Origin of the sequence: Lentzea sp. NPDC004782, assembly GCF_040609115.1 — a bacterium.
In the GTDB taxonomy this organism is placed as follows: domain Bacteria; phylum Actinomycetota; class Actinomycetes; order Mycobacteriales; family Pseudonocardiaceae; genus Lentzea.
In genome coordinates this window covers 19,217-39,550 of record NZ_JBEXJN010000001.1, presented here as the reverse complement: position 1 = coordinate 39,550, position 20,334 = coordinate 19,217, and the positions used below count along the sequence as shown (strand labels likewise).

The following is a 20,334-nucleotide window of genomic DNA, read 5'->3' as shown; positions in this document are numbered from 1 at the left end:
TGTGGGAGCTGCCGTGAAGGTTGCTGTTTCTCGTCTGGGCTTCGGTGCCGCGCCGATCGGCAACCTGTACCGGGAGGTCTCCGACGAAGAGGCGTTCGGTGCGGTCGAGGCGGCGTGGCAGACCGGCGTCCGGTACTTCGACACCGCGCCGCACTACGGGCTCGGGCTGTCGGAGCGGCGGCTGGGCGTCGCTCTGGCAGGCCGTCCGCGCGACGAGTACGTGATCTCCACCAAGGTCGGGCGGTTGCTGGAACCGTTCGACGGTTCTGGGCTCGACGACGAGGGTTTCGCGGTGCCACGGCACTTCCGCCGGGTGCGTGACTACTCGGCGGACGGGGTCAAGCGGTCTCTTGAGTCCTCTTTGGAGCGTCTGGACACGGACCGGGTGGAGATCGTCTACATCCACGACCCCGACGAATACTGGGACGTGGCGTTCTCCGAGGCCTATCCGGCGCTGGAAGAGCTGCGGTCGCAAGGTGTCGTCGGTGCCATCGGCGTCGGCATGAACCAGTGGGAGATGCCGGAGCGGTTCGTCCGCGAGACCGACATCGACGTGGTGATGCTGGCCGGGCGGTACACGTTGCTGGAGCAGCCCTCGCTGGCCTCGTTCCTGCCCGCCTGCGTCGAGCGCGGTGTCTCGGTGGTCGCGTGCGGGGTGTTCAACTCCGGCCTGCTGTCGAAGCCCGTCGTGGCGGCCGATGCGAAGTACAACTACGAGGACGCGCCGTCTGAGCTGGTGGAGCGCGCTCGGGCGATCGCGTCGGTGTGCGAGCGGCACGGGGTGACGTTGCCGGAGGTGGCGATCCAGTTCGCGCTCGGGCATCCCGCCGTCGTGTCGGTGGTGGTCGGGTCCCGCACGGCCGAGCAGATGAACGCCAACGCCGCCTACTTCTCGACTCCGATCCCCGCGGAGCTGTGGGCTGAGCTGAAGTCGTCGGGCTTGCTGGGTGCGGAGGTGCCGACGCCGTGATCGTCGACGCCCACCACCACCTGTGGGACCTGTCGGTGCGCGACCAGGACTGGATCACCGATCCGCCGATGGGCGCGATCCGGCGTTCCTTCCTGGAACCGGACTTCGTGCTCGCGGCACCTGAAGTGTCTGCTTCCGTGCTGGTGCAGACGGTGTGCGTGCCGGAGGAGACGCCGGAGTTCCTCGCGATCGCGGCTTCTTCGTCCGTGGTGTCGGCGGTGGTGGGCTGGACTGATCTGACCTCGCCCGCGGTGGACGATGCGCTGTCGTCGTTGACCGACAGCCCTGACGGCTCGTGGTTGCGCGGGATCCGGCACCAGGTGCAGGGCGAGCCGGACCCGGAGTGGTTGTGCCGCAAGGACGTCTGGCGCGGGCTCGCGGCGGTGGGGGCACACGGCCTGGTCTACGAGCTGCTGACGTTGCCGCACCAGCTGCCGGCCGCGCGCCGGACCGTGGCGGCGTTGGGGAACGTGCAGTTCGTGCTGGACCACTGCTCGAAGCCCGCGATCGGGTCCGGCGCGGGTGACTGGGCCGAGCTGATCCGGTCGCTGGCGGCGCACGAGAACGTGACGTGCAAGCTGTCCGGCCTGGTCACCGAGGCCGACTGGAAGTCGTGGACCGTTGCTGATCTGCGGCCGTACTTCGAGGTCGTGCTGGACGCGTTCGGGCCGGACCGGCTGATGTTCGGCTCGGACTGGCCCGTCTGCCTGCTGGCGGCCTCTTATGGCGAGTGGCTCGATGCCGCTCGGGAACTGGTGTCGGAGCTGTCACCCGACGAGCAGGTCGCGATCTTCTCGGGCACCGCTCGCCGGGTGTACGCGCTCCAGGGTCCGGCGTTCGACGTCGATGAAGGGCGCCTTCCTCCACCTGAGGTGCAGTAAGGCGCCCTTCATCGAGCACCCGGCGCGACGCGTTCGGGCACCGCTCGCCGGGTGTAGCGCTTCAGGCGAAGAGGGCCTGCAGTTCGCCGATGAGGGTGGGCGTGGCCTCGGCGAGCGGCTCGCGCACGGGTCCCGCCGGGAGCCCGAGCAGGTTGAGCGCGGCCTTGACCGCGACGGCACCGGGCTCGCGGGTCATGATCGCGGTGATCACCGGCAGCATGGCCTGGTGACGGCGCAGAGCCTCCTTGTTGTCGCCCTCGTCGTAGGCGTCGAGCATCGCCTTGATCTCGCTGCCGACGACGTGGCCGACCGTGGAGACCGTGCCGACGCCACCGATCGAGTACAGCGGCAGGATCAGCTCGTCGTTGCCGGAGTAGAAGTCCAGCCCGGTCTCGGCGATGACCTTCGCCGTCGCGAGCAGGTCGACCTTGCAGTCCTTCACGCCGACGATCCGCGGGTGCTCGGAGAGCCTCATCAACGTCTCGGTGGCGATCGCCGTGGCCGTGCGGCCGGGGATGTCGTAGAGCAGCGCGGGCAGTCCGGACGCGTTCGCCACCTGCCGGAAGTGGTTCTCGACGCCCTCCTGCGTGGGCTTGCTGTAGTACGGCGTGACGACGAGCAGCCCGTCCGCGCCGTTCTCCTCGGCTTGCTTTGAGAGCTCGATGGTGTGGCGGGTGGAGTTGGTGCCGACGCCCGCGAGGACCTGGGTGCTCTGGCCGACCGCTTCCTTCACGGCCTTGATGACCAGCGCCTTCTCGGCGTCGGTCGTGGTCGGCGCCTCGCCGGTCGTGCCGTTGACGACCAGCCCGTCCACGCGTTGCTTCTCGACGAGGTGCGCTGCCAGCTCCTGCGCACCCTTGAGGTCCAGGTCACCGTCGGGGGTGAACGGGGTGACCATCGCTACCAGCACTCGTCCGAACATGACTCCAGGGTGGCTCGAGTGTTCTGAAAGTTCCAGTTAGAAGTTCTGCCCGGAACGTTAAGCTGAGCTTTGTGTTGGACGTGCGACGGTTGCGTTTGCTCCATGCCCTCTCGGTCCACGGCACGGTCACGGCGGCTGCCGAGGCCCTGCACGTGACCTCACCTGCGGTCTCTCAGCAGCTCGCGGCGCTGGAGCGAGAGGCCGGAGTGGCCCTGGTGGAACGGGACGGGCGTCGGTTGGCGCTGACCCGCGCCGGGCACGTGCTGGCCGCCCACACGCAGCTGGTTCTGGACCAGCTGGCGGCCGCCGAGGCGGACTTGGCGTCTTTGCGGACTTCGGTGTCGGGTGTGGTGCGCATCGGGGCGTTCGTGTCCGTCGCCGCGTTGCTGCCGCGCGTGATTCAGGTGCTGCGGTCGGCGCACGGGTCCGATGTGGACCTGTTCGTGCACGAGATGGAACCGGAGGCGTCGCTGCCCGCGTTGCGGCGAGGCGACATCGACATCGCGGTGATCCACTCGTACAACATCATGCCGCGCTCGCTGCCCGAGTCCTGTGAGTCGTTCGAGCTCTTCGTGGAGCCGGTGAACGTGGCATTGCCTTTGTCGGATCCGTTGGTGCAGCAGGACTCCGTGGACCTGTCGGTGCTGGCGGACCGGCCGTGGATCATGCCGCGCACCGATGCTTCGTGCCACGAGCTGACGCAACGGGCGTGTGGTGCCGCCGGGTTCGTGCCTCGCGCACAGGCCTATTGCGACGATTTCGGTGTCATGTGCGGGCTGGTCGAGGCCGGGCTCGGGGTGGCGCTGGTGCCTTCCGTGGCGCGACGGCCCGGGGTGGCGTTGCGGCCGTTGAAGCAGCAGGTTTTCCGGACTGTGTCAGCGGTTGTGCGGAAACGGGCGGACGGGCAGCCAGCCGTTCGGGTGGTCTTGGAACAGCTGCGGCAGATCTAGGCGCAGTGAGAATCTCAGATTCCAGATCACGCCGATAACGTCTCATTCGTGTCCGAACCCACGTTCCGGCAGCGGCGTCTTGGCAGAGTGCTTCAGGAGCTGCGGGAGAAAGCTGGCCTCAACCAGAAGGACATCGCCGACCGCCTGCACTACAACATCGCGAAGGTCAGCCGGATAGAGAACGGCCAGGTACCCGACTTCAGCGCGTTCGAGACGATGCTCGACGTCTACGGCGTGATCGCCGCCGACGTCGAGCCGTACATCGAGATGTGGAAGCTCGCGGTGGAGAAGGCCTGGTGGCACCAGTACCGGAAGGACGGTCAGGGCTACCTCAGCCTTGAACAGGACGCGACCAGGGTCAGAACGTTCCAGCCCAACTACATCCCAGGCATGGTCCAAACCAAGAAATACATGCGTGCGGTGTTCGCAGGTTCACGAACACCGCGGTCGAAGAAATGGGTCGAAGACCAGATCACTGTTCGGGTGCGCCGCCAGAAGCGCCTACGAGGCGAGAACCCGGTCCAGTTTCACGCTGTCATCGGAGAGGCCTCGCTACGCCATGCGGATCGCGAGCAGCTCTTGCACCTCAACAAGATGGAGGAGCTGCCCAACGTCACCATCCAGGTGCTTCTCGACTCGGTCGGCCTCCACGACGGGCACAACGGCTCGTTCAGCCTGCTGGACTTCCCCTACCCCGGCGACCCTCAGGTGCTGTACATCGAACACCCTGGTGGATCGGTCCACATCGAGGATCCTGCTCGGGTGAGGGTTGCTACGCTCAACTTCGAGCACCTCTCGAAACTGGCATTGAGCCCAGAGCAGTCCGCAGCGTGGATCGAGAGGTTGGCTGCCGAGAGGTAGGGATCGAAAGTGTCCGCTGTGTGGCGCAAGAGCAGTTACAGCGACAACGGCGGAGATGCCGACTGTGTCGAGGTTGCGCTGACCAGCTCCACAGCGTTTGTGCGTGACTCCAAGAACAAGGCGGCGACCATCGGCGTGCCTGGGTGGCACGCCTTCATCGGCGCGGTCAAGCGTGGGAATCTACGCCAAGTCTGACAGCCACTGCTCGACGCCGGCCACGTGCACGGTCGACCAGCTCCGGGCGAGCTCGGGCTGGTGCGCGGCCAGGGCGTCCACGATCGCCCGGTGCTCCGCCACCGTCCGGTCCACCGCGTTGGACTGCGTGATGCCACGCCAGATCCGCACCCGCACGGTGGGCCCGGCCAGCGTGTCCAGCAGCTGCGCCAGGTAGGCGTTGCCGGAGCACGTGGCGATGGCGCGGTGGAAGTCCAGGTCGTGCTCGACCAGTTCCTCGACGGACTTCGCGGACTCGGCGGCGTCGCACAGCGCCCGCAGCTTGATGACCTCGTCCGGCTCGATGCGCTGGGCGGCCATGGCGGCGGCGGCCGGTTCGAGGATGCGGCGGACCTGGAGGACTTCGAGGACCGAGTCCTCGCCGCGGTGCAGGTCGAGGACGAACGAGAGGGCGCCCAGCAGGTCGTCGGCGCGCAGGGACGAGACGTAGGTGCCGTCGCCCTGGCGGACGTCGAGGACGCGCACGAGTGACAGCGCCTTGACGGCCTCGCGCAGGGAGTTGCGCGACAGGCCGAGGCGTTCGGCCAGGTCAGCCTCACGCGGGAGGCGGTCGCCGGGCTTCAGCTCGCCCGAAACGATCATCTCCTTGACGCGCAGGATCGCATCGTCAGTGACTGCCACGGCACCCTCAACTCGTCGTAGACCTCGGATGTCTGAGGACCAGTATGCGCCACGGTTGGTCATCTTCGGCGCATCCCGGTACGAACGGCCGTGATTCACGGATTGGGATGTGAGATGGTTATCTACTAACGATACGTGACGCGAACCCCTGTTGTCGCCATAATGGTCTGGACCATTCAAGGAGGGATCTTGGACGCCGTTGTCGCAGCACCGCGCGCTTTGCTCGGTCGCACGATCGTCGGTCCTGCCTCGGTGCGGATCAGGGACGGCCGCATCGTCGAGGTGACCACCGGTGAAGCACCACCCGGCGCGGAGGTCCTCTCCGATGGACTGCTCACACCCGGCCTGGTCGACGTGCAGGTGAACGGCGCCGTCGGCGTCGACTTCGCCGAGGTGGACGCCGACGGGATGCGTTCCGTCGCCGAAGCCCTGCCGTCCACCGGGGTGACGCGGTTCCTGCCCACGTTGATCACCGCGCCGGTGGACGTGGTGCTGAGGCAGGCCAGGGCGGTGCTGGCGGCCTCGGCGGCCCTGCCGGACGGGGTGGGAGCGCGGCCGCTCGGCGTGCACCTCGAAGGCCCCTTCCTGTCGCCCAAACGGGCAGGTGTGCACGACCCGTCGTTCATGGTCGAGCCGGGGCCTGACGAGATTTCGGCGCTGCTGGAGGACGACACGCTCCGGCGCGCGCTCCGGATGGTGACGCTGGCGCCCGAGCAGCCCGGTGGGCTGGAGGCGGTGCGGCGGCTGGTCGAGGCCGGGGTGCTCGTCGCCGTCGGGCACTCCGACGCCACCGGCGAGCAGACGCGGGCCGCCGCCGACGCGGGTGCGCGCATGGTCACGCACCTGTTCAACGCCCAGCGGCCGTTGGGGCACCGCGAACCGGGCGTGCCGGGTGTGGCCCTTGTGGACGAACGCTTCACCCTCGGTCTGATCGCGGACCTCGCGCACGTGGGTCCGGACGTGTGCCGTCTGGTGTTCAACGCCGCCGGTTCACGGGTCGCGCTGGTCACCGATGCCGTCGCGGCGGCCGGGATGCCGCCCGGCCGCTACCAGCTCGGAGGGGCCGACGTGCTGCTCACCGAGGACGGCGTGCCCCGCTCGCCCGAGGGCACGATCGCCGGGTCCGCGCTGACGCTCGACCGCGCGGTGCGCAACATCGTGTCCGTCGGCGTGCCGATGGCCGACGCCCTCGCCTCCGCCACGATCGTTCCCGCCGAGGCGATCGGCGAGTCCGGCCTTGGCCGTCTCGCGCCGGGTGCCGTAGCGGACCTCGTGTGGTGGGACGACGACCTGCGCCCGAAGAAGGTCTGGGTCGACGGCCGAGTCGTGTTCGACGCCGAGCAGCCGTCACAGCCGATCACAGCGAGTTACGCCACCGCCGGCCACTGATGCACGCGGGGACCTTTCGTTCGCTCCTGCCGAACGAAAGGTCCCCGCGTGGCTTAAAAGTTAGAGCGTTCGGGTGACCTTGTTGAGGCCGCGCGGGCTGTCCGGGTCGCCGCCGCGGGCGAGCGCCAGGCCGTAGGCGAGCCGTTGCACCGGGAGGATCTCCAGGACGGGGGCCACCTCCTCGGCCGTCTCCGGGATCGGGATCGACAGGGTCGCCCCTACCTTCCCCGACGCCGAACCGATCGCGACGACGTCCGCGCCGCGCTGGTGCACGACGTCGAGGGCGTCGCGCAGCGAGTCGCCGCCCTTGCCCAGCGACGTGATCGCCAGCACAGCGGTCTCCCCGTCCACGGCCGCGACCGGGCCGTGCAGCAGGTCCGCGCCGCTGTACGCCCGTGCCGCCAGGTAGGACGTCTCCGCGAGCTTCAGCGACGCTTCCAGTGCGGTGGCGTAGGAGTAGCCGCGGCCCGTGGTGAGAACGCGGTCCACGAACCGATAGCGGCGCACGGCTTCCTCGACCGTCGGCGCGCTGGCGTCCAGCGTCACCTGGGCCAGTTCGCCCAGAGACGCCGCCGCCTCACCGTTGCCACCGCGCACGGCGTCGATCAGCAGGTACAACGCCAGCAGTGTCGCCGAGTAGGTCTTGGTGGCCGCGACCGCGTGCTCCACGCCCGCGCCGACGTCCACCGAGAGCTCGGCGGCCGCGTTCAGAGGGGAGGAGGCGGTGTTGGTGACGGCCACGGTCAGCGCGCCGCGCCGGCGGTAGGAGGCGGTGACCTCCAGCAGGTCGGGGGAGCCGCCCGACTGGGAGACCGTGATCAGCAGGACGTCGCGCAGGTCGGGCTCGGCGCCGTACAACGTCGTGGTCGAGGCGGAGACCAGGCCGGCCGGGAGCTGGAGCAGGATCTCGGTCAGGTACTTCGCGTAGATCGCGGCGTGGTCGCTGGAGCCGCGGGCGGCGAAGAGCACGAAGCGCGGCGCCCGCTCGCGGATCACGGCCGCCACCTCGGCGATCGTGCCACGTGAGGCGTGCAGCGAGGAGAAGATCGACGGCTGCGCGGCGATCTCCGCGGCCATGTGCCGGCCCGGCTGGGGCGTGGTCATGTGGTGCCTTTCAGAATCAGCTCGGCCGCGGCCCGGAGGCTCACCCGAGAACCGCCGTGGGTGTCGATGCGGGCGACGCTGCCCAGGTCCGGACCCGGCACGCCGGTTTCCACGTGCACCACGTCCAGGCCCAGATTAGTTAAGTTTGTTACCAGTTGTCGAGCGCCGGTGTGGCGGTGGGCGTCTCGGGTCACGACCACAATCGTCCGGTCACCTGCGGCTTTCGCAACTTCGTCCGCGGCGATGTCGCGGGCCGCGATCACCTCGGTGCCGGGCAGCACCTCGCGCAGGTACGGGCCGAGGCCCCACGGAACGTCGCCGACCGCGATCGACGGGTCCACGACCAGATCGACGACGACCGGGTCGGTACCGACGTCAACCCTGCCACGCACCTCGACCGCGCGTCGAGCGGCCGTGAGGCCGATCTCAGCGTCGTGGGCGTCCACTGTGGACGGCGGAAGGCCGAGGGCCAGCGAGCGGGCCGCGGCCTGGGTGAGGCGTTCCTCGGAGAGCTCGCCGGACTTCACGGCGGCGACGATCGAGTCGATCAGCCACTGCAGGTCGTTGTCGTCCAGTGCGATGCCACCGAGGCACAGCGAGTCGACACCGGCGGCCAGCGCGCGGACCGCGCCGTGCGCCAGGTCGCCGCCCACGGCCTTCATGTCCAGGCCGTCCGTGATCACCGCGCCGGTGAAGCCGAGTTCGGTGCGCAGCAGGTCGATCGCGTGCTTGTTCAACGTGACCGGCGCGCTGCCCCACTCGGGCACGACGAGGTGGCCGGTCATGACCGAGCGGACGCCCGCGTTGACGGCCGCCTGGAACGGCACGAGCTCGACCGCGCGGAGCTGTTCCTCGGTGCGCGGCAGCACCGGCAGTTGCTCGTGTGAGTCCTCTGTGGACGCTCCGTGGCCGGGGAAGTGCTTGGCGCAGGCGGCAACGCCCACGGCCTGCAGACCCTCGACCCACGCGGCGACGTGCCGGGCGGCCGGCACCGGGTCCGAGCCGAACGCGCGGACGCCGATGATCGGGTCGTCCAGGGTCAGCACGAGGTCGGCGGACGGCGCGAGGTTCAACGAGATGCCGCACTTGGCCAGCCGTGCGCCGATCGACGCGGCGACGGACCTGGTGAGGTCGAGGTCGTCCGCCGCGCCCAGGGCGTGGTTGCCCGGCACCTCGGAACCGCGGCCCGCGTCGAGACGCGTGACGTCGCCGCCCTCCTCGTCGATGCCGATCACCACGTCCGGGCGCACCGAACGCAGTTCACCGCACAGCGCGGTCACCTGCTCGTCGGAGACGACGTTGCGCCCGAAGAGCACCACCCCGCCCAGACCGTCGGCAACCCGCCGCAGCAACCAGTCGGGGGCGGTCGTTCCGTGAAATCCGGGCAGCAGAACGGCAGCGGCCAACTGATCCACGTGTCATCCCTTCACGGCACCGGCGGTGACACCGGCGACCATCTTGCGCTGCACGATCAGGAAGAAGACCAGGGCCGGCACGGTGAAGAGCACCGAGGCGGCCATCGCGCCGCCCCAGTCGGTGCCGAACGCGGTCTGGAAGCCGGACAGCCACACCGGGAGGGTTTCGCGGTCCTGGCTGCGGATCAGCACCTTGGCGAACAGGAACTCGTTCCACGCCGTGATGAACGCGAACACCGAGGTGGCCACGAGACCCGGCCCGAGCAACGGCAGCGTCACCTTCTGGAACGCGCCCCAGCGGCCGCACCCGTCGACCATCGCGGCTTCTTCGAGCTCGATCGGGATGCCGTTCACGAAGCCGCGCAACGTCCACGCGCAGAACGGCAGCGTCACGGCGAAGTACACGAGCACGAGCGACGTCAGGTGTTCGTAGAGCTGAAGATCCCGCATCATCAGGAACATCGGGATCAGCAACGCCTCGAACGGCGCCATCTGCGCGACGAGCATCAGCAGCACGAAGCCCTTGCGGCCGCGGAAGCGGAAACGCGACATGGCCACGGCCGCGGTGATGCCGACGATGATCGCGGCGAGCACCGCGGACAGCGTCACCATGAGGCTGTTGCCCAGCGCGGACAGGAAACCCGGCTTCGTCCACGCGGTGACGAAGTTCGAGAACGTCACGGACAGCGGCACGAGGTCGTAGTCCGACGTGATCGTCGAACCCTTGGGCTTCAAGGCGGACGTGATCATCCAGTACGTCGGGAAGAGGAAGAACAACGCGAGCGCGACACCCGCGAGGTTCGCCGCGGACTTCTTGAGCATCAGATCTTCCCCTCCTCGGTCTGCAGCAACCGGCGCAGGTACTGGAACGTGATCAGGCCGAGGATGATCATCATCAGCACGCTGATCGCGGCCGCGACACCGAAGTGGCTCTTCGCGATGCCCTCCAGGTACTGCAGCACGGCGAGCGTCGTGCTCTCCCCGCTCGGGCCGCCCTCCTTGAACACCCAGATCTGGGCGAAGACCTTGAAGTCCCACAGCGTCGACAGGAACGTCACCATCATCAGCAGCGACTTGATCTCCGGCCAGGTGACCGCGCGGAACGTCTGCAGACCCGACGCGCCGTCGATGCCCGCCGCCTCGTAGAGGTCGCGCGGGATGCCGACGAGCCCGGCGTAGAGGGAGAACGCGAGGAACGGGATCGCCTGCCAGACGATGAGCAGGCCGACGACCGACAGCGTCGAGGCGCCGGAACCGAACCACGAGTGGCCGCTGAACTGCGTGAAACCGAGCTGCACCAGCGTTTTGTTCAGAATTCCGTAGTTCTGGTCGAACATCCAGATGTAGACGGTGGCGGACGCGAGGATCGGCATCGCCCACGCGCACAACATCGTGACCTGGAGCAGGATCCGCACCCACGGCGTGAGCGTCCGCATCAGCAACGCGATCAGCAGACCCGCGCCCACCGAGACACCGACGACGGCGACGGTGAACACGACCGTGCGCAGCGTGACGGTCCAGAACCGCTCGTCCTGCAGCACCGCCACGTAGTTGTCGATGCCGGTCCACACGATCTCACCGCGGACCAGCTCACCGAGGTTGAGCTGACGGAAGCTCGTCACGAAGACCGAGACGACCGGGAACCCGATCAGCCAGAGGATCGCGATGAGCGCCGGAGCCAGCAGCAGGTAGGGCAGCGCCCGGTCGAAGGCGCCGCCCCGGCGGCGGCGCTTGCGCGCGCCACCCGTCACGGCAGGCGGCAGCGCCGGCGGGGTGGTGCCCCCGGCCGGCGCTGCCGTTTCGGTCGTCTTGACGGCCGTCATCTCGGCTGGGCTAACCCATGGCCTTGGTGACGGCGTCGCTCGCGTCCTTCGTCGCCTGGTCCAGCGACTTGGCGCCGGAGAGGTACGCGGTCAGCGCGTCCTTCAGCGGGTTCTGGCCCGCCTCGACGGCCGCCCACTTCGGCGTGGTCGGGGTGACCTTGCCGTTGGGGGCGGAGGCGGCGAGCGCCTTGCCGACGGCGTTGGACTCGAGCTTCGAGGTGTCCTTCGAGGTGCCGGGAACCGCGCCGCCCTCGGCGAGCATGTCCTGGTACTTCTTGGACGACAGCAGCGCCAGGTACTTCTTGGCGGCGTCCGCGTTCTTGCTGGCGGCCGGGATCGCGAGGTTCGAGCCACCGAGGAACACCGGCGCGGTCGAGCCGGCCTTCTTCGACGGGATCGGGAACGCGCTGGTCTTGTCCTTCAGCTCCGGCTTGGCCTTGACCGCACCGGCGAGCTCCCACGGCAGACCGATCATCATGCCGACGTTGCCCGTGCCGAAGACCTCCATCTGCTGGGGCTTCGCCTCGTCGATGTCAGCGGGGGCCTTCTTGACGGCCGACGCGTCGTAGAGCGTCTTGTAGGCCTCGAAGCCCGCCTTGGACTGCGGGGTGTCGAGCGTGCCGGTCCACTTGCCGCCGTCCTGCTTGGCGACGTCGCCGCCCTCGTCCCACAGCAGCGAGAGCAGGAAGTACCAGGACTGACCCGGCAGGTACAGGGCCTGGAAGTCCGGGTTGGACGCGTTCGCGGTCTTGAGCTTGTTGATCGCGTCGATCCACTCGGCACGCGAGGTCGGCGGCTTCGCGATGCCGGCCGCCTGGAACAGGTCGGTGCGGTAGATCACGGTGCGGTTCGCCGCGTAGAACGGCACGCCGTACTGCTTGCCGTTCAGCGTCAGCGAGTCCTTCAGACCGCCCAGCCACTCGCCGCCGTTGAACTTGCTCGCGTCCGCGGTGAGGTCCATCAGCGTGCCCTGGTCGGCGAAGCTCGCCGTCTGGGTGTTGCCGAGCTCGATGACGTCGGGCGGGGTGCTGCTGGCCAGCGCGGTGGTCAGCTTCTCCTGGATGCCGGTCCACTTCTGGACCTCGTACTTGACCTTGATGCCGTTCGCGCTCTCGAACTCCTTGTTCAGAGCGTCGGTCAGGGTCGTCGGCGCGGAGCCGTCCATGAGCCACACGGTGATCTCTTTGGTCTCCGTGCCGCTACCGCTGTTCGTGCTCGTGCCACATCCCGACACGGCCACTGCCAGTGCGGCGGCACCGGCAGCGAGTCCTCTCCAGCCCTTCACAGTCGCGCCCTTTCAGCAAGCCCGGCCCCACGGCCGGAACGCCCAAGTGGTGTAGACCAATGCGGAACAGCGTGTGCCGCGTCACTGCTCCTGTCAAGCACGTTGCCAAAGCGTTGCGGAGTCGTCGGATCAATTTCGTGTCGATTGGCGGGGGTTCGAACGCACGAAACGACACGGACAAGGCATCCTTGTGGTGCGTGACATGGAGTGCGAGGAGGAGGCCATGCTGGAGACGACGCCTGCATCAGGCGTGGACGCCAGGACGCGTGCGCAGCGCGAGCCGAAGTACTGGGGTCTCAAGCGGCACCTGCTCGACCTGTTGAGGGCACTGCCGCCCGGTTCGCCGATCCCCACGGAGCGGTCGCTGGCGGCGGAGTTCGACGTCTCCAGGACCACGGTCCGGCAAGCGCTTGCCGAGCTGACGGTGGAAGGCCGGCTGCTCCGGGTGCAGGGCAAAGGCACCTTCGCGGCCGAGCCCAAGGTCGCCCAGAGGTTGCAGCTGTCTTCGTACACAGAGGACATGCGCGCCCAGGGCCGCGTGCCGTCGTCCAAGCTGATCGAGGCCTCCGAGATGCCCGCGGAGGCGGAGCTCGCCCGGCTGCTCGGCGTGCGCCCCGGCGCCAAGGTGCTGCGCCTGCACCGCCTGCGCCTCGCCGACAACGAGCCGATGGCGATCGAGACGACCCACCTCGCGCTGGGCCGGTTCCGCGGACTCAGGCGCTACCTGGCGCCCGGTGCCTCGCTCTACCAGGTGCTGTCCGAGCGCTTCGGCGTCGAGATGGGACACGCCGAGGAGACGATCGAGACCGCGCTGGCCTCGCCCGAGGAGGCCGAGCTGCTCGGCGCCGACATCGGCCTGCCGATGCTGCTGCTGTCCCGGCACTCGTTCGACACCGAGGGCAACCCGATCGAATGGGTGCGCTCGGTGTACCGCGGTGACCGGTACAAGTTCGTCGCCACGCTGAACCGGCCGTCTTGATCGCGTGGGGCACGCCGCGCGCCCGCGCGGTGCTGGCCACGACGATCCTCGGTTCGGGCATGGCGATGCTCGACGGGACGATCGTCAACGTGGCGCTGCCCCGGATCGGCGCGGAGTTCGCCGCGTCGGTCACCGATCTGCAGTGGATCCTGAACGGCTACCTGCTCGCCCTCGCCTCGCTCATCCTGATCGCCGGGTCGCTGGGGGACCGGTTCGGCCGGCGCAAGGTCTACGTGATCGGCGTCGTGTGGTTCGGCGTGACCTCGCTGCTGTGCGGTGCCGCGTGGTCGGTGCCCGTGCTCGTGGTCGCGCGCGTGCTGCAGGGCGTGGGTGCGGCGCTGCTGACACCCGGTGCGCTGGCGATCCTGCAGTCGTCGTTCAACCGGGAGGACCGGTCGCGGGCGATCGGCGCGTGGTCCGGGCTGTCCGGTGTGGCCACCGCCATCGGGCCGCTGGTCGGCGGGCTGCTGGTGCAGGCGTGGTCGTGGCGGCTCGCGTTCCTGGTGAACCTGCCGGTCGCGGCCGTGTGCGTGTGGCTGGCGCTGCGTTCGGTGCCGGAGTCCCGTGACGAGTCCGCCGGGCACCCCAACTACCTGTCGGCGCTGGTGGGAGCGGCGGGCCTCGCCTTGTTGACCGGTGGGATTGTTGAACAATCCTACATTGCGACAATCCTCGGATTGGTCGCCATGGCGGCGTTCGGGGTGCTGCAGAAGCGGTCCGCGGACCCGCTCGTCCCCGTAGAATTGTTCAACAATCGAACGTTCCTGCTTTCCAACGTTCTGACGTTCCTCGTCTACGCGGCACTCGGTGGCGTGATGGTGCTGCTGGTCCTGCAGCTGCAGATCTCACTCGGCTACTCGCCCACGGCGTCCGGCCTGGCCAGCGTGCCGATCACGATCATCATGCTGCTGGCGTCGTCGACCTCCGGCAAGATCGCGCAGCGCAACGGCCCGCGCCGGCAGCTCGTGTTCGGCCCGATCGTGATCGGCCTGGGCATGCTGCTGCTGCGCAACGCCGCCCCCGGCTCCACCTACCTGACCGGCGTCCTGCCCGGCGTGCTCGTGTTCGGCCTGGGCCTGGCCGCCGTGGTCGCCCCGGTGACCGCGACCGTGCTCGCCTCCGCACCCGACCACCACGCGGGCGTCGCATCGGGCGTCAACAACGCCGTGGCCCGCACCGGCAGCCTGCTGGCCATGGCCGTGCTGCCCGCCGCCGTCGGCCTGACGGGCGAGGACTACCGCAACCCGGCGGTCATGACGTCCGGCTGGCAGCTGGCGCTCGTGCTGTGCGCGGTGGCGGCGATCGCCGGCGGTCTGCTCGCGCTGGGCGTCGACAACCGGGTGCTGGCCACGGAACACGAACAGCCGGACAACCCGCACCCCGGCGACTGCCTGCACTGCGGCGTGGAGGGACCGCCCACGCACGTCCGCTCGGTCGGACAACCAGCGCGGTGACCGGTTTCGCCGCGGGCGAGGAGCGGTGGCGCGCCCGGCTGGGCACGCTGCGGCAGGTCGTCCGCCAGGAACTGGTGTCCCGGCAGCTGACCGCTCACCTGCCGCAGGCTCCGTCGCGCGTTCTGGACGCCGGGTGCGGTCAGGGCACGCAGTTGCTCCGGCTCGCCCGCGCCGGGCACCACGTGACGGGTGTGGACTCCTCGTCGACTCTGCTGGACGAGCTCCGGCACGCCCTGGGCGGTGAACCGGACGACGTGCGGGCACGGGTGCGGACGGTCGAGGACGACATCGCGAACCTCGCCTCGTGGTTCGACGCCGGGAGCTTCGACGTGGTGCTGTGCCACGGCGTGCTGATGTACTTCGCCGACCCCGAGCCGTTGCTGGACGACCTGGTGAGACTGGTCGCACCGGGCGGCGTGCTGTCGTTGCTGGTCCGCAACGGCGACGCACTCGCGATGCGGCCGGGTCTGCTCGGCGACTGGGACACGGCCCTCAAAGCCTTCGAAAACTCGTCCTACGACAACCGAATCGGCGTGACGGCCCGCGCCGACCGCCTCGGCGACCTGACCGCTTCGCTGGCCGACCGGCAGTTGGCGGTGCGCGCCTGGTACGGCGTGCGGGTGTTCACCGACACCGCGGCGAACGATGCCGCGGTGCCCGGCGAACCCGAGCTGATGGCGTTGCTGGCCTGCGAGGAACGCGCCGGCGCCACCGATCCGTACCGCGGAGTCGCGGCGCTGACGCACGTGATCAGCCAGAGGCCGTGAGGGCCCCGGCGAGCAGCTGGGGGTCGATGTTGCCGCCGGACACGACGGCGACCCCGTGCCCGAGCTTGGCCTGGGCCGCCACGGCCACGGCCCCGCTGGGCTCGGCGACCAGCCGTGCCCCGCGGACCAGATCGGCCACCGCGGCCAGGATCTCGTCCTCCGACACCGTGATCACGTCGTCCACCAGCTCGCTGATGTGCTCCCAGGTCAGCTCCGACGGCTCGTCCCTCAACGCGTCAGCGGCCGTCCGAGCGCGGGCCACGGGGTCCCAGCGGACCAGCTCGCCCGCGTGCAGCGAATCCGCGATGTCGGCGGCCAGCGCGGGTTCGGCGCCGATCACGCGGACGTCCGGCCGCAGCGCCTTGACCGCCGTGGCCACGCCGGAGATCAGTCCACCGCCGGACATCGGCACCACGACGGCGTCCAGGGAGGGCAGGTCGGCGCAGATCTCCAGGCCGATCGTGCCCTGCCCGGCGATCACGTCCGGGTGGTCGAACGGCGGGATGAGCGCCGCACCGCGCTCGGCGACCAACGCCTCGGCCCGTTCGACGCGTTCGGTGATGCCGACGACGAAGACCTCGGCGCCGAGTGCGCGAGTGGCCGCGATCTTCACCTCCGGGGTGTTGGACGGCATCACGATCGCCGCCGGAACACCGTGCAGGCGGGCCGCGAACGCGACGGCCTGGGCGTGGTTGCCGCTGGAGTAGGCGACCACGCCGTTCGAGCGGTTCTCCAGGCGTGCCAACGCGTTCAGCGCGCCGCGGAGCTTGAAGGCGCCGATCGGCTGCAGCGACTCCGGCTTGAGCCAGCGGGACGGGCCGAACGGCAGCAGCGGTGTGCGCACCACGTGTGGCGCGATCACCGTTGCCGCGGCGCGGATGTCGTCGAGCGAGATCATCCGGCGACCAGGGAGGCGAACAGCGCGGGCTCGATGTTGCCGCCCGACACCACGGCGACGGCCGGACCGGCGGGCAGCGACCGGTTCAGGTACGCCGCAACTCCAACCGCGCCGCTCGGTTCGGACACGACCCGCGTCCGGCGGGCGATTTCCCCCACGGCGGAACGGATTTCGTCCTCGGTCACGGTGATGATGTCGTCGACGTGCTCGCGGATGTGCGCGAACGTCAGCTCGGACGGTTCGGCGCGCAGGCCGTCGGCGATGGTGCGGGCGCGGTCGTGCGCGTCCCAGTGGACCTGGGAGCCCGCCGCGAACGAGGCGGCGGCGTCGCCGGCCAGCTCCGGTTCGACGCCGATCACGCGGACGTCGGGGCGCAAGGACTTCACGGCCACCGCGACACCGGAGATGAGGCCGCCGCCGCTCACCGGGACCAGGACCGTGGCCACGTCGGGCAGGTCGGCGCAGATCTCCAGGCCGATCGTGCCCTGGCCGGCGATCACGTCCGGGTGGTCGAACGGCGGGATCAGCGTGGCGCCGCGTTCCTCGACCAGCTCGTAGGCGCGCGACTCGCGTTCGGTGATGCCGACGACGAACACCTCGGCGCCGTGCGCGCGTGTCGCGTCGATCTTCAGCTGCGGCGTGTTCGACGGCACGACGATCGCCGCCGGCATGCCCAGAAGCTTGGCCGCGTAGGCAACTGCTTGCGCGTGGTTACCGCTCGAGTACGCCACGACACCGCGGCTGCGCGCCTCGGAAGGTATGCGGGACAAGGCGTTCACCGCGCCGCGTTGCTTGAAGGCGCCGATGGGCTGCAGGCACTCCGGCTTGATCCACAGTGCGGAGTCGAACGGCAGCAACGGTGTGCGGACGACATGCGGTGCGATTGCGGCAGCCGCCGCGTGGACGTCTTCGAGAGTCACCAGGCGCATGTGTTGATGATGCACGTCACCGGCGCACAACCGGTGAACTGTGCCCGACGTCCCACGAGATGTCATGGCTGAGAAGGAGAAGATCACCCCCGTCAAGCTCGTCGCGAGTGTGCTCGCCGCCGTCACCGCGGCCGTGCTGAGCCTTCGCCTCAACGTCGTCGGCACCATCATCGGCGCGGTTCTCGCGAGTGTGGTGACCACGGTGGGCGCCGTGCTCTACCAACGGTCGATGGAACGCGAAAAGCGTTGGCAGGTCATCGCGGTCGGCGGACTGCTCGCCTTCGTGGTGACCGTCCTCGCCGTCACGAGCGTTCAGCTCGTCACCGGCAAACCGACCTCCGCGGACACCGGGCCGACGACAACCACCCCCACTGTCCACACCGGGACTCACCCTGGTACCCGCACCGAGACCACCAGGACCGAAACGATCACCGTGACGGCCCCTCCGAGCACGTCCGGTCAGTCGCCCGCCGAAAGCACCACGACGACCGGACCGACCACCACGTCGACAGGATCCCGACAGCCGACCGACAGCTCGGCGCCGCCGTCAACTGTCGACCCCATTCGGTGATCAGGTCACTACGTTGAGCGATAGTTAACTGTCAATTGCTACGCACCGCAGTTGATCTGTCGTGAGCTGTGACACACTTCGTCCACGGTCGAGATTGGGCGTAATAGATAACAGGCCCATAACGTCACTCGAACGGGCGAAGGAATCGGTCCGAAAGAGACCGAGAGGAGGGCGCGATGAGGCTCGTGGCGAGACCACTTGAGCGCGGCGCCCTCGCACAGAACGAGAGAACTGGGGATTGGAGAGGGGTGGGGCGACCCCTGCCGCCGCCCCACCACCCGTCCCCCTAGAGCCCCCGAGAGAGGTCCCTGCAACCGATCTCTCGGGTTCCCCTGCACCCGAAAGTGAGGGAGACGTCTGATGAACCGCACGAGTGCGGCCCGTGCAACCGGTGCCGTTCTGCTCGCCACCGGAGTCGTGACTGCTCTCAGCGTACCGGCGTTTGGCGCCCCTGCCGCACCAGTCGCCCCAACCGGTTCCGACACGGAGAGCTACCCGGCCGAATTGCTCCAAGCGGTCCAGCGTGATTTGGGCCTGAACGCTGACCAGGCACGCGTCCGGTTGGCTTCCGACCAGACCTCGAGCGAACTCGCCGAACACGCGAAGGCCTCTCTGGGCGACGCCTTCGGCGGAGCGTGGATCGACCAGGCGAGCGGCAAGCTGACCGTCGCGGTGACCAAGTCGGGACTCTCCGTGAGCGGCGCCGACGTCCAGGTCGTCAAGAACTCGCTCACCCAGCTCAACGGCACCAAGTCGGTGCTCGACCTCATGAGCGCTCCCCAGTCCATCACCAGCTGGCGCGTCGACGAGAAGTCCAACAGCGTCGTGGTCGAGGTCAACAAGAACACCCGTGACGCGGCGACGGACCAGTGGCTCGCCACCGCGAAGTCCATCAGCGGCGCCGTCCAGGTCGCCGAGGTGACCGAGAGCCCGACGCCGCTGTACGACCTGCGCGGCGGTGACGCGATCTACATGGGCGGCGGGCGCTGCTCGCTCGGCTTCTCCGTCCAGGGCGGTTTCGTGACGGCCGGCCACTGCGGCACGGCGGGCACGGCGGTCTCCGGCTACAACCGCGTCGCGGCCGGCACGTTCGCCGCTTCGGTGTTCCCGGGCAACGACTACTCCTGGGTCCGCACCAACTCGAACTGGACGCCGCGGCCGTGGGTCAACCGCTACAACGGCTCCAACGTGACCATCAAGGGCTCCTCCGAGGCGGCTGTGGGCGCGCAGATCTGCCGTTCCGGCTCGACCACCGGCTGGCACTGCGGCACCGTCCAGGCCAAGAACCAGACCGTGAACTACGCCCAGGGCTCGGTGCGCGGCCTCACCCGCACCAACGTCTGCGCGGAGCCCGGTGACTCCGGCGGTTCGTGGGTGGCGGGCTCCGGCTTCGGCCAGGCCCAGGGCGTCACGTCCGGCGGTTCGGGCAACTGCACCTCCGGCGGCACCACGTTCTTCCAGCCGGTCAACCCGATCCTCTCGCGCTACGGCCTGAGCCTCGTGACCGGCTGACCTAGCTGAACTGCACGGATCGTTTCGAGAGCCCGTACCAGAAGCCTTCAACGCTGGTGCGGGCTTTCTCGTCGCTCGCCGCGCCGAGTGCCACGAACAGCGGTGCGAAGTGCTCGGTCCGCGGGTGCGCGATGCCCGCCGCGGGTGCCTTCTGCTCGAAATCGAGCAACGCGTCCACGTCACCGGCCGCGAGCTGCTGGTGCGCCCAGTCGTCGAACTCCTTCGACCACGACGGCGGCTCGTAGTCCGTGCCCTGGTCGAAGCGCACGCAGCTCAGGTTGTGCGTCATGAACCCGCTGCCGACGATCAGGACGTTCTTGTCCCGCAACGGTGCCAGCTTCCGCCCGATCGCGTGCAGCTGCCGCGGGTCGAGCGTGGGCAGCGACATCTGCAGCACCGGGACGTCGGCCTCGGGGAACATCTCCTTCAACGGCACGTAGGCGCCGTGGTCGAGTCCGCGCTCGGGGTCCTGCTGGACGTGCCCGCCGAGGAGTTTGCGCACGTCGTCGGCCAGCTCAGGCGCTCCGGGCGCGGTGTAGGTCACCTCGTAGTACCGCTGGGGGAAGCCCCAGAAGTCGTAGACCAGCGGCACGGTGGTGGTCGCGCCGATGGTCGTCGGCGCCTCCTCCCAGTGTGCGGAGACCATGAGCACGGCCTCCGGGCGCGGGAGGGTGGCGGACCAGTCCTTGAGCTCTCTGGTCCACGTCTCGTCGTCAGCCAGCGGGGGTGCCCCGTGGCTCAGGTACAGAACGGGTGCGCTCACGTCGTC

The 20,334-nt window shown here is 69.1% G+C and carries 21 protein-coding genes; 11 read left to right on the top strand and 10 right to left on the bottom strand.

Annotated elements, in window-relative coordinates:
• Nucleotides 1-13: 13 nt before the first annotated feature.
• Both ABZV40_RS00210 and ABZV40_RS00205 read left to right on the top strand, forming a co-directional pair.
• Complete coding sequence (locus ABZV40_RS00210; protein WP_355433601.1) at nt 14-970, top strand: aldo/keto reductase; 957 nt, start codon at nt 14-16, stop codon at nt 968-970.
• Nucleotides 967-1,851: an amidohydrolase family protein gene (locus tag ABZV40_RS00205; RefSeq protein WP_355433599.1), complete on the top strand. Its 885-nt coding sequence runs from the start codon at nt 967-969 to the stop codon at nt 1,849-1,851. Before ABZV40_RS00210 ends, ABZV40_RS00205 begins: the two co-directional genes overlap by 4 nt.
• Before the next feature lie 61 nt (nt 1,852-1,912).
• On the opposite strand, the gene dapA is transcribed toward ABZV40_RS00205, so the two are convergent.
• Nucleotides 1,913-2,773, bottom strand: coding sequence for a 4-hydroxy-tetrahydrodipicolinate synthase (gene dapA, locus ABZV40_RS00200; protein ID WP_355433597.1), 861 nt, complete (start codon nt 2,771-2,773; stop codon nt 1,913-1,915).
• 71 nt (nt 2,774-2,844) lie between these two features.
• Here dapA and ABZV40_RS00195 point away from each other — a divergent pair, with 71 nt between their 5' ends.
• The 3 genes from ABZV40_RS00195 to ABZV40_RS00185 are packed head-to-tail and all read left to right on the top strand — an operon-like array spanning nt 2,845 to nt 4,779.
• The gene (locus ABZV40_RS00195; protein ID WP_355433595.1) at nt 2,845-3,723 is read left to right on the top strand and encodes a LysR family transcriptional regulator; all 879 of its coding nucleotides are present in this window, start codon (nt 2,845-2,847) and stop codon (nt 3,721-3,723) included.
• A 48-nt stretch (nt 3,724-3,771) separates the two neighbouring features.
• On the top strand, nt 3,772-4,584 hold the full coding sequence (locus ABZV40_RS00190) for a helix-turn-helix transcriptional regulator (protein WP_355433593.1): 813 nt from the start codon (nt 3,772-3,774) through the stop codon (nt 4,582-4,584).
• Between the two features lie 9 nt (nt 4,585-4,593).
• The gene (locus ABZV40_RS00185; RefSeq protein WP_355433591.1) at nt 4,594-4,779 is read left to right on the top strand and encodes a DUF397 domain-containing protein; all 186 of its coding nucleotides are present in this window, start codon (nt 4,594-4,596) and stop codon (nt 4,777-4,779) included.
• Here the strand turns inward: ABZV40_RS00185 and ABZV40_RS00180 are convergent.
• Nucleotides 4,765-5,439, bottom strand: coding sequence for a FadR/GntR family transcriptional regulator (locus tag ABZV40_RS00180; RefSeq protein WP_355433589.1), 675 nt, complete (start codon nt 5,437-5,439; stop codon nt 4,765-4,767). The genes ABZV40_RS00185 and ABZV40_RS00180 overlap by 15 nt on opposite strands.
• A gap of 189 nt (nt 5,440-5,628) precedes the next feature.
• Here ABZV40_RS00180 and nagA point away from each other — a divergent pair, with 189 nt between their 5' ends.
• Nucleotides 5,629-6,828 (top strand): N-acetylglucosamine-6-phosphate deacetylase, encoded by a 1,200-nt coding sequence (nagA, locus tag ABZV40_RS00175; RefSeq protein ID WP_355433587.1) that lies wholly within the window; start codon nt 5,629-5,631, stop codon nt 6,826-6,828.
• A 60-nt stretch (nt 6,829-6,888) separates the two neighbouring features.
• On the opposite strand, the gene ABZV40_RS00170 is transcribed toward nagA, so the two are convergent.
• From ABZV40_RS00170 to ABZV40_RS00150, 5 genes are read right to left on the bottom strand one after another with little or no spacing between them, the layout of a single operon-like run.
• On the bottom strand, nt 6,889-7,932 hold the full coding sequence (locus ABZV40_RS00170) for an SIS domain-containing protein (protein ID WP_355433585.1): 1,044 nt from the start codon (nt 7,930-7,932) through the stop codon (nt 6,889-6,891).
• A complete protein-coding gene (locus tag ABZV40_RS00165) occupies nt 7,929-9,347 on the bottom strand; it encodes a glycoside hydrolase family 3 N-terminal domain-containing protein (RefSeq protein ID WP_355433583.1) in 1,419 nt (472 codons plus the stop codon). Before ABZV40_RS00165 ends, ABZV40_RS00170 begins: the two co-directional genes overlap by 4 nt.
• 3 nt (nt 9,348-9,350) lie before the next feature.
• A complete protein-coding gene (locus tag ABZV40_RS00160; protein ID WP_355433581.1) occupies nt 9,351-10,169 on the bottom strand; it encodes a carbohydrate ABC transporter permease in 819 nt (272 codons plus the stop codon).
• The gene (locus ABZV40_RS00155) at nt 10,169-11,170 is read right to left on the bottom strand and encodes a sugar ABC transporter permease (protein WP_355433579.1); all 1,002 of its coding nucleotides are present in this window, start codon (nt 11,168-11,170) and stop codon (nt 10,169-10,171) included. The genes ABZV40_RS00160 and ABZV40_RS00155 overlap by 1 nt, the downstream gene beginning before the upstream one ends.
• Before the next feature lie 10 nt (nt 11,171-11,180).
• A complete protein-coding gene (locus ABZV40_RS00150; protein WP_355433577.1) occupies nt 11,181-12,455 on the bottom strand; it encodes a sugar ABC transporter substrate-binding protein in 1,275 nt (424 codons plus the stop codon).
• Nucleotides 12,456-12,678: 223 nt separating this feature from the next.
• Between ABZV40_RS00150 and ABZV40_RS00145 the strand changes: the two genes are divergently transcribed.
• From ABZV40_RS00145 to ABZV40_RS00135, 3 genes are read left to right on the top strand one after another with little or no spacing between them, the layout of a single operon-like run.
• On the top strand, nt 12,679-13,434 hold the full coding sequence (locus ABZV40_RS00145; protein ID WP_030470948.1) for a GntR family transcriptional regulator: 756 nt from the start codon (nt 12,679-12,681) through the stop codon (nt 13,432-13,434).
• A complete protein-coding gene (locus ABZV40_RS00140) occupies nt 13,431-14,888 on the top strand; it encodes an MFS transporter (RefSeq protein ID WP_355433575.1) in 1,458 nt (485 codons plus the stop codon). The genes ABZV40_RS00145 and ABZV40_RS00140 overlap by 4 nt, the downstream gene beginning before the upstream one ends.
• Nucleotides 14,885-15,655 carry a methyltransferase domain-containing protein gene (locus ABZV40_RS00135; RefSeq protein ID WP_355433573.1) on the top strand — a complete coding sequence of 257 codons (771 nt, stop codon included), beginning with the start codon at nt 14,885-14,887 and terminating at the stop codon, nt 15,653-15,655. Before ABZV40_RS00140 ends, ABZV40_RS00135 begins: the two co-directional genes overlap by 4 nt.
• Here the strand turns inward: ABZV40_RS00135 and ABZV40_RS00130 are convergent.
• On the bottom strand, nt 15,639-16,553 hold the full coding sequence (locus ABZV40_RS00130; RefSeq protein ID WP_355433571.1) for a threonine/serine dehydratase: 915 nt from the start codon (nt 16,551-16,553) through the stop codon (nt 15,639-15,641). The genes ABZV40_RS00135 and ABZV40_RS00130 overlap by 17 nt on opposite strands.
• The gene (locus tag ABZV40_RS00125) at nt 16,550-17,482 is read right to left on the bottom strand and encodes a threonine/serine dehydratase (protein ID WP_355433569.1); all 933 of its coding nucleotides are present in this window, start codon (nt 17,480-17,482) and stop codon (nt 16,550-16,552) included. Before ABZV40_RS00125 ends, ABZV40_RS00130 begins: the two co-directional genes overlap by 4 nt.
• Nucleotides 17,483-17,546: 64 nt before the next feature.
• Here ABZV40_RS00125 and ABZV40_RS00120 point away from each other — a divergent pair, with 64 nt between their 5' ends.
• Nucleotides 17,547-18,053 (top strand): hypothetical protein, encoded by a 507-nt coding sequence (locus tag ABZV40_RS00120; protein WP_355433568.1) that lies wholly within the window; start codon nt 17,547-17,549, stop codon nt 18,051-18,053.
• Nucleotides 18,054-18,614: 561 nt separating this feature from the next.
• Nucleotides 18,615-19,565 (top strand): S1 family peptidase, encoded by a 951-nt coding sequence (locus tag ABZV40_RS00115; protein ID WP_355433566.1) that lies wholly within the window; start codon nt 18,615-18,617, stop codon nt 19,563-19,565.
• A gap of 1 nt (nt 19,566) precedes the next feature.
• On the opposite strand, the gene ABZV40_RS00110 is transcribed toward ABZV40_RS00115, so the two are convergent.
• Nucleotides 19,567-20,328 carry a class III extradiol ring-cleavage dioxygenase gene (locus ABZV40_RS00110; RefSeq protein ID WP_355433565.1) on the bottom strand — a complete coding sequence of 254 codons (762 nt, stop codon included), beginning with the start codon at nt 20,326-20,328 and terminating at the stop codon, nt 19,567-19,569.
• Nucleotides 20,329-20,334: the final 6 nt, after the last annotated feature.